The sequence below is a fragment of the Vibrio splendidus genome, assembly GCF_003345295.1.
Lineage (GTDB): Bacteria > Pseudomonadota > Gammaproteobacteria > Enterobacterales > Vibrionaceae > Vibrio > Vibrio splendidus_K.
Map to the genome: position 1 here is coordinate 2,609,749 of NZ_CP031055.1, position 14,309 is coordinate 2,624,057.

The following is a 14,309-nucleotide window of genomic DNA, read 5'->3' on the forward strand; positions in this document are numbered from 1 at the left end:
AAACCAAGTTAGGGTCTGCGGGCCCTAACTATTTATGTCCAAAAAATTCAAGTACCTAGCCAATAGAAACTAGGACTGTCGGAGAATATTGATGCTGTTATTGACCAACCATATTGGCTATGAATCCACAGGCCCAAAGCAAGCTATCTTACAAACAAAGAAAGCTCGTCTATCGAGCACTACGGCTTTACTCGTCTGTGCAGACAATCATATGACTGTCGGAAATTTTGATGTGGCTAAACAAGGCTACGTAGCCAATTGGCATCAAGGGCAATTCTTCACCATCGATTTCAGTTCATTCGCTGAACCTGGTCGCTACTACGTGCGCTTTGACAATCTGCGTTCAGAAGTCTTCGAGATTGGTAGCAACCTATTAATGAACCACACGTTTTCTGATGTGCTTCATTACTTTAAGTCTCAACGTTGCGGCGGTACTTTCGACAAGAAAGATCAACAGGCACAAATTCTGGGCACTGACAGATACGTCAATGTCCATGGCGGTTGGTACGACGCATCGGGTGACGTAAGCAAGTACTTTAGCCACCTATCTTATGGCAATTACCTCAACCCACAACAAATTCCAATGGTCGTTTGGAACATGCTAAAAAGCGTACGCTTGACTAGCCATAACCCAGACTTCCCAAAATTCTCCATGACTCGTCTAACGGAAGAGGCTCTGTTCGGTACCGACTTTTTAGTGCGTATGCAAGACGCAGACGGATACTTCTATATGACGGTATTCGACAAATGGAGCAAAGATATCAATCAGCGCGACATATGCGGTTATGCCACTCAAGAGGGTCATAAATCAACGGACTTACAGGCGGGCTTCCGACAAGGTGCAGGCGTTGCTATTGCAGCACTGGCTGCTGCATCTGAGCTTGAAACCTCTGGTAGTTACTCTAGCCAAACCTATCTTGATACAGCTGTGAAAGGCTATTGGCATCTTAAAGAACACAACCTTCAATACCTAAACGATGGCGAAGAGAACATCATCGATGAGTATTGTGCCCTACTCGCTGCCAATGAGTTGTACCGAGTGACACAAGATTCTCAATATCTATCAGAAGCAAGAACTTGGGCGACTCGTTTAATCTCTCGCCAACAGTCAGATAATTCATTTGAACACTTCTGGTCTGCAAATTCTGATGGCTCTCGCCCATACTTTCATGCAGCAGAAGCTGGCCTTCCTGTGATTGCGCTATGCGAATACATCGCCAACGAAACCAATGCTGAATTAAAAGAACAGGCTCGTACAGCTGTTGAGCAAGCTTGCCAGTTCGAAATCAACATTACCGACAAAGTCATCAACCCATTTGGCTACCCAAGACAATACGTTAAGTCTGTCGATGGTGATAAGCGTGATGCCTTCTTCGTCGCTCAACAGAACGAAACTGGTTACTGGTGGCAAGGTGAAAATGCTCGCCTTGGTTCACTCGCCACCATGGCGTACTTAGTTCAACCACACATTAAGGATGTAGACCTTCAGAAGCGCCTAATTCAACTTTCGCAAAACAGCCTTGATTGGATTTTAGGTCTCAACCCATACCATATGTGTATGCTCGATGGTCACGGCCATAACAACCCAGATTACCTACCACAGCTTGGTTTCTTCAATGCAAAAGGTGGTGTCTGCAACGGCATCACGGCTGGTTTCGAAGACGAGCAAGACATCGCATTCAACCCACCAGCACAGAAAGACGACATGCTTCAAAACTGGCGCTGGGGTGAACAATGGATCCCTCACGGCGCTTGGTTCCTATTGGCAACGGCTTCGCAATTCAACTTCCTAGCACAAAGTAAGGAGCAATAATCATGACTCTTTACTACGTAGGTATTGATGGAGGCGGTACATCTTGTCGAGCTCGAATTCGAGATGCCCAGGGCAAACTGATTGGTGAAGCGAAAAGTGGCAGTGCCAACATCCTATTGGGCGTGGATGTTGCGATGAACTCTATTGTTGATGCCATCACAAAAGCGGCACAACAAGGGCAACTCAACTCAGACCATTTTTCAAATATGCATGTTGGCCTAGCACTGGCTGGCGCTGAGCAAAAATCAGCATGGTTCGACTTCATGGCTCAACCACAGCCTTTCGCAAGCGTGGCGCTAAATACCGACGCTTATGGAGCTTGTATTGGTGCTCACAACGGCCAAAACGGCGCAATCATGATTGGTGGTACGGGTTCTTGTGGAATCTACCTAAAAGACGGTGAGCAACATGTGGTTGGCGGTCGTGAATTCCCGATTTCAGATCAAGGCGGCGGCGCAGTGATGGGCTTACGTTTGATTCAACAAGTCTTGCTTGCAGAAGACGGTATTCGCAGTAAAACCCCACTGACTCTACATGTCATGAATCACTTTAATAATGATGTGGATGCCATTGTGGAGTGGTCGAAAGGCGCGATTCCAAAGGATTACGGTCAATTCTCGCCAGTGATTTTTCAACTCGCTAACGAAGGCGATGAACTGGCTATCGAGATGCTCAAGCAAACCGCGGCTGATATCGAAATGTTTGTCTTGGCACTTCATCGAAAAGGCGCTGACAAGGTGTGCTTAATGGGAAGTATCGCTGAGCGTATTCTCAACTGGCTATCACCACCAGTACAACAATGGATAGTTAAACCTCAATTCGACGCTATTGAAGGCGCATTGATGTTTGCCGGGAAACCACAACACAACTTGTATCAACAGGCTTAGCAGGGAAGTTATATGAATTATCGCATCGACTTAGCTGTTCTTTCTGAACAAAAAAATAACTGCCGATTTGGCCTTACGGTACATAACTTAAGTGATCTTGACGTACAAGATTGGTCACTGCATTTTGCCTTTGACCGATTCATCCTTCCTGAGAGTTTATCGCAAGGTGAACTGACTCAAGTTGGAAGCTATTGCTCGTTCAAACCAAGTTCGCCAGTGTTAAAGGCCAATAACCATTACTACCTTGAATTCAGTATTCAAAGTGCACCATTTCGTTTCTATTCGGATGGCTTGAATGATGCCTTTATCCAATCACATCATGATGGAGAAACATCGGTACTGCCTGTCGCGATATCACCCATTGTACTGGCTTCGCCATACCGTGAACGCAATCAAATTCCTGAAGTAAGCGCAGCTGAAGTGGCATTGATTCCTCAGCCGAATCAGATCGAATTTCAGCAAGGTAGTTTCGCGCTAAGTAGATTCGCGCTAAATAACGACTGCAGAATTGAGGTTCAATCTCACCTTGCTGATAAGGCGGTATCTTGGCTGCAACAAGAATTGCTTTCTACCTTTGAACTATCTCTTTCGAACGCGCTTTCAACTGAACTTTCAAAAGACGAAAGTTGCGACATTCTATTTCGCAGCAACCCGACGTTAGACGAAGCCGAGTACAAGCTCACCGTCACGGCACAACAAATAATGGTTGAATCAGGTAGCCAATCGGGCTTCACACACGCTGTAGCAAGCTTAATTCAATTGGTACAACAACTGGATGCCGAGAACTTCTCTGTGCCATGTTGCAAAATCGCCGATCAGCCTCGTTTCAAATACCGAGGCATGATGTTGGACTGCGCTCGTCACTTCCACTCGGTAGAGCAAGTGAAGCGCTTAATCAATCAACTGGCGCACTACAAGTTCAACGTTTTTCATTGGCATCTAACTGACGATGAAGGTTGGAGAATTGAGATTAAGAGCCTACCTCAGCTTACTGAAATCGGCGCTTGGCGTGGTCCTGATCATGCACTAGAACCGCAATACACCCACATTGCTGACAATTATGGCGGCTTCTACACGCAACAACAGATTCGTGAAGTGATTGAATATGCTGAGCAGCGCAGTATCACGGTTATTCCTGAAATCGATATCCCAGGACACTGTCGCGCCGCGATCAAATCACTGCCAGACATGCTAGTTGAGCAAGCAGACACCACACAATACAAGAGCATTCAGCACTACAACGACAACGTGCTAAATCCAGGTTTACCGGGTACTTACCAATTCCTAGATGCCGTTATTGAAGAAGTGGCAGAGCTTTTCCCTAGCAAATTGATCCACATGGGCGCAGATGAAGTGCCACCAGGAGTGTGGAGCAACAGCCCTGCTGCTCAAGCTCTGATGAAAGAGCATCAATATAAAGACAGTAAAGACTTGCAAGGTCACCTATTCCGTTATGCCGAGAACAAACTCAAGCAACTTGGCAAGCGCATGGTGGGCTGGGAAGAAGCGCAACACGGCGACAAAGTCAGTAAAGAGACCATCATCTACTCGTGGCTCAGTGAAGAAGCGGCAGTGAATTGCGCTCGCCAAGGCTTTGATGTGGTGCTGCAACCGGCACAATTTACCTATCTCGACATGACCCAAGATTATGCACCGGAAGAACCGGGCGTAGATTGGGCTGCCGTAATCCCATTAGAACAAGCTTATACCTACGAAGCGCTTGCTGAAATATCCGACACCGACCCAATTCGTAAGCGGATCCGCGGAATTCAGTGTGCTCTATGGTGTGAGATCGTCACCAATCAAAAGCGTATGGATTACATGGTATTCCCAAGAATTAGCGCTTTAGCTGAAGGATGTTGGACACATAAAAACAACCGAAACTGGCTAGATTACTTGTCTCGCCTAAAGGGTCACCTGCCATTACTCGACAGACTCAATGTTGACTATCGCAACCCTTGGAAAGCTCAATAAAACAAAACCAAAGCACACTCACACCGAGTGTCAGCTTAACCCTGATTAAGGTGTTCAGTCAGATAAGACTCAGCATCACTATTTAAAAATTAGCTGCATAGATGCAGTTTGTTAAAAAGGAAATGACAATGAAATACGGCTATTTCGATAACGACAATCGCGAATACGTCATCACTCGCCCTGATGTACCAGCACCATGGACCAACTACCTAGGTACTGAAAAGTTTTGTACCGTGATTTCGCACAATGCGGGCGGTTACTCGTTCTACAATTCTCCGGAATACAACCGTGTTACTAAGTTCCGTCCAAACGGTACATTCGACCGTCCAGGACACTATGTTTATCTGCGTGATGATGAGACAGGTGATTACTGGTCTATCTCTTGGCAGCCAGTGGCAAAAAGCCTAGATGAAGCGAACTACGAAGTTCGTCACGGCCTGTCATACTCAAAATTCAAGTGTGAATACAGTGGCATTACAGCAACCAAAACGTTATTCGTACCTAAGGGCGAAGATGCGGAAGTTTGGGACGTCGTGCTGAAGAACAACACTGACAAGCCAAGAACCATCAGCACTTTCTCATTTGTTGAGTTCTCTTTCAGTCATATTCAATCAGATAACCAGAACCATCAGATGTCTTTGTACTCTGCGGGTACGTCTTACCAAGAAGGTGTGTTGGAATACGACCTGTACTACAACACCAACGACTTTGAAGGCTTCTACTACCTAGCATCAACCTTCTCGCCAGACAGCTACGATGGTCAGCGTGACAACTTCCTTGGCATGTACCGTGACGAAGCAAACCCAATCGCGGTTGAAAATGGCAAGTGTTCTAACAGCGCTCAAACCTGTTACAACCACTGTGGTTCTCTGCATAAGCAATTTACAATTCAACCGGGTGAAGAGGTTCGCTTTGCGTACGTACTAGGTATCGGCAAAGGCAACGGTGAGCGCCTACGTGAGAAGTACCAAGACACAGCCAACGTAGATGCGGCTTTCCAAGGTATCAAAGATCACTGGGATGAACGCTGCAACAAGTTCCAAGTTAAGTCTCCAAACGAAGGCTTAGACACCATGATCAACACGTGGACGCTTTACCAAGCGGAAACCTGTGTGGTTTGGTCGCGCTTTGCATCCTTCATTGAAGTCGGCGGTCGTACTGGCCTTGGTTACCGTGACACCGCGCAAGACGCGATCTCAGTGCCTCATGCCAACCCACAAATGACCAAGAAACGTATTATCGACCTGCTTCGTGGCCAAGTGAAAGCGGGCTACGGGCTACACTTGTTCGATCCTGACTGGTTCGATCCAGAGAAAGCCGACGTTGAGCCTTCAAAATCACCAACGGTTGTTCCAACGCCTTCAGACGACGACAAGATCCACGGCATTGACGATACCTGTTCTGATGATCACTTGTGGATCGTTCCGACCATCATCAAATACGTGATGGAAACCGGTGAACATGACTTCTTTGACGAAGTAATTCCATACGCAGACGGTGGCGAAGCGACCGTTTACGAACACATGAAAGCGGCACTGAACTTCTCTGCTGAGTACGTAGGGCAAACCGGTATCTGTAAAGGTCTACGTGCTGACTGGAATGACTGTTTGAACCTAGGTGGCGGTGAATCTTCAATGGTTTCATTCCTACACTTCTGGGCTCTACAAGAATTTTTAGACCTGGCTAAGTTCCGTAATAACGATGTTGATGTCGCTAAATACACAGAAATGGCAGCTAACGTTCGCGAAGCGTGTGAAACACACCTTTGGGATGACGAGGGTGGCTGGTACATCCGAGGTCTAACTAAAAATGGCGATAAGATTGGTACCGCACAACAAACTGAAGGTCGAGTTCACCTTGAGTCAAACACACTAGCGGTTCTATCTGGTGCGGTATCTCAAGAGCGTGGCGAGAAAGCGATGGACGCAGTTGATGAGAACCTGTTCTCTGAATACGGCTTACACCTAAACTCTCCATCATTTGCTACACCAAATGACGATATCGGCTTTGTGACTCGCGTTTACCAAGGCGTTAAAGAGAACGGCGCTATCTTCTCTCACCCGAACCCATGGGCATGGGTAGCCGAAGCGAAACTAGGTCGTGGTGACCGTGCGATGAAATTCTACGACGCACTAAATCCATACAACCAAAACGACATGATTGAAACACGCTACGCAGAACCATACTCGTACGTGCAGTTCATCATGGGTAAAGACCACCAAGACCACGGCCGTGCAAACCACCCTTGGTTAACAGGTACCTCGGGTTGGGCTTACTTTGCGGTAACCAACTTCATTCTTGGTGTTCGCACAGGCTTTGAAGGCTTAACCGTCGATCCTTGTATCCCAACTGATTGGCCAGAATTCGAGGTAACTCGTCAATGGCGCGGTGCGACTTACAACATCACAGTGCAAAACCCGAATGCAGTAAGTAAGGGCGTTGCCTCTATCACGATTAACGGTGAGCAGATTGAAGGCGCAATCCCAGTACAAGCAGAAGGCAGCGTGAACGAAGTTATCGTTGTACTCGGCTAATCACTTAATTTGATGAACAGCTCCTATCTCAAGTCTTTACTGGCTTAAGATAGTGAGACTAAAAGGATTTTCTAATGATTAAATTTGGTACTGGCGGCTGGCGCGCGTTTATTGGTGAAGAGTTCACTAGAGAAAACGTTCGCTTAGTGGCACAAGCACTCTCTAACATCATCAATAATGAAGATGCAGCAAAGAACGGCTTCGTTATCGGTTACGACCGCCGCTTCCTTTCAGATAAAGCCGCGTGCTGGTTTGCTGAAGTATTGGCAGCCAACAACATCAAAGTGAGCTTTATCGACAAGTTCGTTCCGACTCCTATCGTGATGTTCCAAGCGAAAGAGATGGGATGTGTCTACTCAGCCTGTATTACTGCTTCTCACAACCCAGCAGACTATAACGGTATAAAGATCTTCATTGAAGGTGGCCGTGATGCAGACGAGATCATCACAGAAAAGATCGAACAACAAATTTCGAACCTAACCAGTGAGGATGTCGTCAGAGTCGATTTTGAACAAGCATTGAACGACAAAGAAATTGAAATCATCAATCCGATGAACGCCTTTGTTGACTCGATCATTAATGCTATTGATATTGAATCGATTAAACAAGCCAACCTAAAAGTTCTGATCGATCCAATGTTCGGTGTAGCGAAAAACGCACTGCAAACCGTGTTAATCAGCGCTCGCTGTGATGTCGACGTGATCAACGATGGTAAGAACCCAGATTTCGGTGGTCTCATGCCATCTCCTAATGCAGCTACGCTCTACCGCTTGAAGCATTTGGTAGCAGCAGAAGGCTATGACATTGGTATTGGTACCGATGGCGATGCCGACCGTTTAGGCATCATCGATGAGAAAGGTCACTTCATTCACCCTAACGAAGTGTTACTGCTTCTTTACTACTACTTATTGGAATACAAAGGCTGGAAAGGCTCTGTCGTGCGTAACATCGCCACCACACATCTGCTCGACAAAGTAGCGGCAGACCATGGTGAGAAGAGCTTTGAGGTTCCTGTAGGCTTTAAGCATATCAGCTCTCAAATGGAAGCCGATGATTCACTAATTGGCGGTGAAAGCTCTGGCGGTTTAACTATTCGAGGTCACATCAAAGGTAAGGATGGCGTGTTCGCATCGAGCTTACTGGTTGAGATGATCAGTGTGACAGGTAAGAAACTCTCTGAGCTGCTTGATGAAATCTACTCTAAGTATGGCTATGCGTATACGGCAGAAGGCGATTGCAAGTTTAAACCTTCAGAGAAGGAAGCGCTCTACACCAAGATCTACGTCGAAAAACAACTGCCTGAATTTGAATACGAAATTGAAAAAGTCAGCTATGAAGATGGTGCCAAGGTGTACTTCAAGAATGGCGGCTGGGTGATTGCTCGTTTCTCAGGAACTGAGCCATTGCTACGAATCTTCGCTGAAATGGAAGATAAAGACACTGCAGAACATGTTCTTCAAAAAGTGAAAGACTTCCTCTCTCTATAGGCTTATAGAGCGCAGCAGTCTTGTATGGGACTTAACAAATCACTGCCTTGTTAACCCCTATAGATGAAGAACTTTTGCCCAGTACTTTCGATTAAAGTGCTGGGCTTTTTTATGGTTCATCACGAATTATCGGTACTATGAGTTGTACCTAATTAGAAAGCCAATACGCCTTTGGTATCCACTTTTACGTTGACCGGCATACCAACTTCAAGCGCTTCTGACGAGGTTGCCAATAGCTTTTGACCATGTGCTTCAATAACATAACGACAGTGGTCGCCCATAAATTGCTGTTCTAGCACTGAAATAGCACTGTCTTGTTCGTAACTAGCTTGGATATGCTGTGGTCTTAAAAGAAGCTCACACGCACTGCCAAATTCAATCTCCGTTTGTGGTTTAGCTTCAACCACACCTAAGCTGGTTTCAAACTCCAGCTCTGAAATACGCTGTGCATTGAGGTAACTGCCGCCGCCCAAAAAGTCTGCAACAAACTTACTCGAAGGGTGGAAATAAAGCTCCGATGCCGAACCATACTGTTCAATCACACCATGGTTCATTACTGCCATCTTGTCTGCAAACGCGAACGCCTCTTCACGACTGTGAGTCACAAAAATAGCCGTCACACCCTGCTTCTTAAATATTTTACGAATCTGAGAGATCAACTCATGGCGAACCTGAGTATCGATATTTGAGAAAGGTTCATCCAATAACAATAAATCTGGCTTGTATGCTAAAGAACGAGCAATCGCTACGCGCTGCTGTTGACCACCAGAAAGTTGATGTGGGTATCGGTCACCGAATTCATCTAAATGAACCAGCTCCAACATCTCTTGGACTTTCTCTTTCTTTTGCTGATCAGAGAGATCTTTAAGGCCAAAACCAACATTCTGGTTTACCGTCAGGTGCGGAAACAGGGCGTAATCTTGGAAAATCATACCGATGTTTCGTTGCTCTGGTGGCAACCAATTATCACCATCATCAATGGTTTGACAGTTCAAGCTCATGATTCCGCTACTTAATGGAAGCAGCCCTGCAACCGCCTTAAGCAAAGTCGTTTTTCCGCAGCCACTGGCACCAAGAAGACAAACGATTTCACCATGCTCAACTTCTAACGAGAGCGATTCCAAGATGGTTTGCGACTCATATTTACAAGTCAGATCTTTAATTGATAATGCACAACTCATTAGTGTTTCTGCTCCAAAGAACGGTTGACGATGATCAGAGGAATTAAACCCACCAACACCAATAATACAGCAGGCATTGCCGCCAACTCTAGGTGCTCATCTGAGGCATAGTTATAAACATAGGTCGCCAATGTTTCGAAGTTGAAAGGACGTAACAGCAATGCCGCATTTAGCTCTTTCATTGATTCGATAAACACCAGTAAACCTGCGATCAACGCGCCGCGTTTAATCAAAGGTAAATGAACACGACGTAACATCTGGTTGGTATTACAACCCATGGTTTTAGAAGCCATATCCAATGAAGGAGATACTTTACTCAAGCTACTTTCGATACTGCCGATCGCCACTGCCGAAAAACGCACGACCATTGCAAAGATAAGCGCAAACATGGAACCAGAGAAGATCAAACCAGGTCGCCCCCACTCCATCACTTTAGCGATGTCATTGACCAAGTGATCCATAAACAACACGGGTACCATCACGCCAATCGCTAACACGGTGCCTGGAACGGCATAGCCCATCGAAGCAATACGCATGTAAGACTGATTTTTCTTACTTGGGCTAACACGTTGATTAAAATTCACAATCATCGCAATGATTACGCCAATAATCGCCGCGACTACTGACACATAAAGGCTGTTAACCGCATACTCTCTGAATTCAGGCGTCCAGCTTTGCGCAAAGTATTTGTAGGCATAGATCATCAACTGACCGAGAGGAAACAAGAATGCAACGCACACTAATCCCCAACACCAGAACAGTGCCAACCATTTTTTCCAACCGGACAAGTCGTAGCGAAAGTCTTCACGACTGCTGAATTGATTCTGGAACAGTTTCTGTTTACGACGGCTATAGCGCTCTGAACTCAACAGTAGGATCACGATAACCAGCATAATTGCCGATATTTTCGCTGCAGCCGTTAAACTTGAGTAACCTAACCAGGTATCGTAAACCGCTGTCGTTAAGGTATTGACTGCAAAGTAACTCACGGTACCAAAGTCACCGATGGTTTCCATTGCGACAAGCGATAGACCTACCGCCATAGAAGGACGAACAAGCGGTAAAGAAATACGACGAAAGCTTTCCCAAGGTGAACATTTTAGCAACCGAGCGGATTGCAATAAGGAGACGTTTTGCTCCATAAAGGCCGCGCGGCACAACAAGTAAACATACGGGTAAAGAACGAGGGACAGAACAATAATGGCACCCGATAAGGTTCTAATATCCGGGAACCAATACTCACCGGGTCCCCACCCAGTCAGATCTCGCAGTAGCACTTGAACAGGGCCTGCAAAGTCGAACCAATCGGTAAAGATATACCCGACAATATAGCCTGGCATAGCTAATGGCAGTACCAGTGCCCACTGTAAAACACGCTCACCCGGCACACGGCACATGGCCATAATCCAAGCAGACGGAATACCAAAAACTAAAGACAGGAACATGGTTCCTATGACTAAAACCACCGTATTGTAAGCATAGGTGGGCATCACTGTGGACATCAGATGAGAAAATAGCTCATCTGTTTCTCCAACAGCCGTCGTAAAAATCGCTAAGATCGGTAAAACCAGCAATACTGCAATAATGCCGCTACTGGTGTTCCATAAATAATTCTTTTCTTTCATCGCCTAACTACAACGAGGCTTAATGAAACACAAATGCATTTGCAAATACATCTCATATCCTTTTAATGGTGGGGTTATTTATACCCATATACTGTAACGACTTCAAGGTGAGATGCTAATAACTCAAGGGATCAACGACGAGCTTTGTATCAAAAAGTGATTTTCCAAAAACAAACAACCCCAAGTGACCGAAAATGGCGACTTGAGGTTGTCATTTTACTTGGGCCGAAGCCTACAGTAATAAATTAAAGATCGAACTTAACTTCATCTAATAACTTGATTGCTGCTGCGTGGTGGTCAGCGATCTGGTCTAGAGAAATTGTATCAGCTTTGAATTCACCCCATGAAGCAACAAGCTCAGAAGGTTTAACGTCTGCTTTCACTGGGTACTCGTAGTTCACTTCTGCGTACATGCTTTGTGCTGTGTTACCAGATAGGAATTCCATTAGCTTAACGGCATTCTCTTCATTTGGAGAGTATTTAGCCATTGCCATACCAGAGATATTCACGTGAGTACCTGTTGTCTCTTGGTTAGGGAAGTTAATGTAAACAGCATCAGCCCAAGCTTTTTGCTCTTTATCGTTAACCATCTTACCTAGGTAGTAGCTGTTGCCAAGAGCAACATCACATAGACCTTCTTTAATCGCTTTAACTTGTGCGCGATCGTTACCTTGAGGCTTACGTGCTAGGTTTGCTTTTACGCCTTCGAGCCACTCTTTCGTTTCAGCTTCACCTTTGTGAGCGATCATCGAAGATACTAGAGAAACATTGTATGGGTGCTTACCGCTACGAGTACAGATTTTGCCTTTAAATTCAGGCTTAGTTAGATCTTCGTAAGTAAACTCTTCACCTAGACGACCAACACGATCACGTGAAGAATAAACGCTACGTGTACGAGTTGTTAGAGCAAACCACTCGTTAGCAGTATCTTGGTACTGAGCAGGGATGTTCTTTTCAAGTACATCACTTTCAACAGATTGAACTAGACCTTGTTTAGTGAGTTCAGATAAACGACTGATATCGACAGTTAATACAACGTCAGCTGGGCTATACTCACCCTCTTGAGCTAACTTCTCTGCTAAACCTTTTTTAGCAAACTTAACGTTTACTTTAATGCCAGTCTCTTTCGTGAATTCCTTGAACATAGGCTCAACTAGGAAAGGTTGACGGTAAGAGTATACGTTCACTTCTTCCGCAGCCATTGCTGTCGGGGCAATCACACTACACGCTAGAGCTGAAAGTGTTAGCAGTTTTTTCATTGTAAAATCCTTTATATCGAAATGATAATCTATATCAGTTGCGTTATTATATTCATCAGTAACATAATTACAATGATGTCCGACAAAAAATTCGTCTGCTCAGCACCATCAAGCTCGCACTTTTGTAACAATGTATTTCAGAGGGTATTCATATCATCTCCTATCCAAAATACTCGCTCACTCTTGAGAGATCATTGTTGCTTAGACATAAATAACAAGAAACCCCATAACCAATGGTTATGGGGTTTCTTAAACTAGCTTACTCTTTATCTACATTAAGCTTTATTCTTTGATTACTTTACTGATACAAATTCAGGGTAAGCGCCAACACCACAATCATGCATGTCCATGCCTTCCAATTCTTCATCTTCGGTTACACGGATACCAATTGTTGCTTTAAGCACTGCCCATACCGCTAGGCTAGCTCCGAACACCCATGCAAAGATTACTGCTGCACCCAATAGTTGAGCACCAAACGTTGCATCCGCGTTGCTTAGAGGCACAGCCATTAGACCGAAGAAGCCACATACACCGTGAACTGAGATAGCACCCACTGGATCATCAATCTTCACTTTATCTAGAGCAATGATGCTGAATACAACCAAGGCACCAGATACCGAACCAATCGCTACAGAAAATAAAGGTGATGGTGATAAAGGGTCTGCAGTGATTGCTACTAGGCCAGCTAACGCACCGTTAAGAATCATTGTTAAGTCAGCTTTACCCCAAGTTGTTTTACATACTAGTAATGCTGCGATTGCGCCTGCTGCTGCTGCTGCGTTGGTGTTAAGGAAGATCTGACCAACCGCTGTCGCGTTTTCAAAGTCTGAAACCATTAGCTGAGAACCGCCGTTGAAGCCGAACCAACCAAACCATAAGATGAATGTACCTAATGTTGCTAACGGCATGTTTGAACCAGGGATTGGGTAAATTTCACCATTTTTACCGTATTTACCTCGACGAGCACCGAGTAACAATACGCCAGCAAGCGCAGCCGAAGCACCAGCCATATGCACGATACCTGAACCTGCGAAATCACTGAAGCCTGCTTCTGATAGGAAGCCACCACCCCAAGTCCAGTAACCTTCCATTGGGTAAATAAACGCTGTTAGAACCACAGAGAAGATAAGGAATGACCAAAGCTTCATACGCTCAGCCACTGCGCCCGAAACGACCGACATTGCCGTTGCAACGAACACAACTTGGAAGAAGAAGTCAGATTCTAGTGAATGGTCTGCGCCTTCACCTTGAGTGCCAATTAAAGTACCAAATGAAGGTAACCAACCACCTTCACCGTTATCTACGTACATAATGTTGTAGCCAACCACTAAGAAAGTCGTACAAGCAATAGCGTATAAACAGATGTTCTTAGTTAAAATTTCTGTGGTGTTCTTTGAACGAACTAGGCCAGCTTCAAGCATTGCGAAGCCTGCTGCCATCCACATGACCAACGCACCTGAAATGAGGAAGAAAAAAGTGTCTAGTGCGTAACGTAGTTCCATTACTGTTGTCGTAAGTTCCATATTAAAGTCTCCAGTCCTTGTAATTC

Annotated in this window: 9 protein-coding genes; 5 read left to right on the forward strand and 4 right to left on the reverse strand. The window is 45.3% G+C overall.

Going from position 1 to position 14,309, the window contains the following annotated elements; translation table 11 throughout:
• Positions 1-91 precede the first annotated feature (91 nt).
• The 5 genes from DUN60_RS11410 to DUN60_RS11430 all read left to right on the forward strand — a co-directional run bounded on the left by DUN60_RS11410 (position 92) and on the right by DUN60_RS11430 (position 8,695).
• Positions 92-1,813 (forward strand): glycoside hydrolase family 9 protein, encoded by a 1,722-nt coding sequence (locus tag DUN60_RS11410; protein ID WP_114633985.1) that lies wholly within the window; start codon positions 92-94, stop codon positions 1,811-1,813.
• Between the two features lie 2 nt (positions 1,814-1,815).
• Positions 1,816-2,700: a glucosamine kinase nucleotide-binding domain-containing protein gene (locus DUN60_RS11415; RefSeq protein ID WP_114633986.1), complete on the forward strand. Its 885-nt coding sequence runs from the start codon at positions 1,816-1,818 to the stop codon at positions 2,698-2,700.
• A gap of 12 nt (positions 2,701-2,712) precedes the next feature.
• Positions 2,713-4,674, forward strand: a complete 1,962-nt coding sequence (locus DUN60_RS11420) for a beta-N-acetylhexosaminidase (RefSeq protein WP_114633987.1) — start codon at positions 2,713-2,715, stop codon at positions 4,672-4,674.
• Positions 4,675-4,802: 128 nt separating this feature from the next.
• Positions 4,803-7,208, forward strand: a complete 2,406-nt coding sequence (locus DUN60_RS11425; RefSeq protein ID WP_114633988.1) for a glycoside hydrolase family 94 protein — start codon at positions 4,803-4,805, stop codon at positions 7,206-7,208.
• Between the two features lie 74 nt (positions 7,209-7,282).
• Entirely contained in the window at positions 7,283-8,695 is a 1,413-nt protein-coding gene (locus tag DUN60_RS11430) for a phosphoglucomutase/phosphomannomutase family protein (RefSeq protein WP_114633989.1), read from the forward strand.
• 152 nt (positions 8,696-8,847) lie between these two features.
• On the opposite strand, the gene DUN60_RS11435 is transcribed toward DUN60_RS11430, so the two are convergent.
• From DUN60_RS11435 to DUN60_RS11450, 4 genes are all read right to left on the reverse strand, one after another.
• Positions 8,848-9,876, reverse strand: coding sequence for an ABC transporter ATP-binding protein (locus DUN60_RS11435; RefSeq protein WP_004734523.1), 1,029 nt, complete (start codon positions 9,874-9,876; stop codon positions 8,848-8,850).
• Positions 9,876-11,501 carry an ABC transporter permease gene (locus tag DUN60_RS11440; protein ID WP_114633990.1) on the reverse strand — a complete coding sequence of 542 codons (1,626 nt, stop codon included), beginning with the start codon at positions 11,499-11,501 and terminating at the stop codon, positions 9,876-9,878. Before DUN60_RS11440 ends, DUN60_RS11435 begins: the two co-directional genes overlap by 1 nt.
• 245 nt (positions 11,502-11,746) lie before the next feature.
• Positions 11,747-12,760 (reverse strand): Fe(3+) ABC transporter substrate-binding protein, encoded by a 1,014-nt coding sequence (locus DUN60_RS11445; protein WP_017084266.1) that lies wholly within the window; start codon positions 12,758-12,760, stop codon positions 11,747-11,749.
• 293 nt (positions 12,761-13,053) lie between these two features.
• The gene (locus DUN60_RS11450; RefSeq protein ID WP_017088370.1) at positions 13,054-14,283 is read right to left on the reverse strand and encodes an ammonium transporter; all 1,230 of its coding nucleotides are present in this window, start codon (positions 14,281-14,283) and stop codon (positions 13,054-13,056) included.
• Between the last annotated feature and the right edge of the window lie 26 nt (positions 14,284-14,309).

Bases quoted from the DNA above. Each gene is read 5' to 3' on its own strand.
- DUN60_RS11410 (WP_114633985.1), top strand. From the start codon at position 92: ATGCTGTTATTGACCAACCATATTGGCTATGAATCCACAGGCCCAAAG.
- DUN60_RS11415 (WP_114633986.1), top strand. From the start codon at position 1,816: ATGACTCTTTACTACGTAGGTATTGATGGAGGCGGTACATCTTGTCGA.
- DUN60_RS11420 (WP_114633987.1), top strand. From the start codon at position 2,713: ATGAATTATCGCATCGACTTAGCTGTTCTTTCTGAACAAAAAAATAAC.
- DUN60_RS11425 (WP_114633988.1), top strand. From the start codon at position 4,803: ATGAAATACGGCTATTTCGATAACGACAATCGCGAATACGTCATCACT.
- DUN60_RS11430 (WP_114633989.1), top strand. From the start codon at position 7,283: ATGATTAAATTTGGTACTGGCGGCTGGCGCGCGTTTATTGGTGAAGAG.
- DUN60_RS11435 (WP_004734523.1), bottom strand. From the start codon at position 9,876: ATGAGTTGTGCATTATCAATTAAAGATCTGACTTGTAAATATGAGTCG.
- DUN60_RS11440 (WP_114633990.1), bottom strand. From the start codon at position 11,501: ATGAAAGAAAAGAATTATTTATGGAACACCAGTAGCGGCATTATTGCA.
- DUN60_RS11445 (WP_017084266.1), bottom strand. From the start codon at position 12,760: ATGAAAAAACTGCTAACACTTTCAGCTCTAGCGTGTAGTGTGATTGCC.
- DUN60_RS11450 (WP_017088370.1), bottom strand. From the start codon at position 14,283: ATGGAACTTACGACAACAGTAATGGAACTACGTTACGCACTAGACACT.